Source organism: Pedobacter sp. 01N416 (assembly GCF_056399685.1).
The window spans coordinates 1-591 of sequence record NZ_JBFTRT010001035.1; the positions used below are offsets into that span (position 1 = coordinate 1).

The following is a 591-nucleotide window of genomic DNA, read 5'->3' on the forward strand; positions in this document are numbered from 1 at the left end:
ATGCTTAGGTGATCAATGTCGAAAAAAAACAGCCCATCTGCAGTGGCAACACCAATCCTATGATCCAGTAAGCTGATAATTGAGCGGATTTTGTTTGTAGCGCCACCTGGTAAAGCGGGTTGTTTTTTGGCCTGGGTAAATTTTCCCTGTTGATAATCGCATAAAAACAAGCCTGTAGCGTAAGATCCAAACCAAAAGCTGCCAGCATTATCCTTCTTAATCGAAGTAATGTTTTGCTCCTGCAAGAAAGGAGGCATTCCAATCGCTCTGGTAAGGATAAGCTTGTTTTCTTTAATTTTAGCTTCAAAAAGGCCCTTACTTGTACCGCACCAAATCCTGCTATCGGGTGTTTGGCAGATAGCAGAAGAAAATATATCTTCTCCATTACCAAAAGTCATTGGAGAAGCAATGATCTTCTTTTCTCTGGTGATTAATACAATACCAGTGGCCGTGGCTGCCCAGATGTTTCCAGATTGGTCAGCCATTATCTGCCTAACCTCAGGTTGCTTTTGGTAGGGAAGCTTGATTTGCCTGAATTTTTCGGAAAGAGGATCAAAGATAATTAATCCAAATACTGTACCCATCCACAAC

1 protein-coding gene is annotated in these 591 nt (G+C 41.6%); it reads right to left on the reverse strand.

Annotation, left to right across the window (positions count from 1 at the left end; translation table 11 throughout):
* Positions 1–485 (reverse strand): two-component regulator propeller domain-containing protein (locus AC1DND_RS29095; RefSeq protein WP_477586480.1); only part of this gene is annotated, 485 nt, incomplete at its 3' end.
* Positions 486–591: the final 106 nt, after the last annotated feature.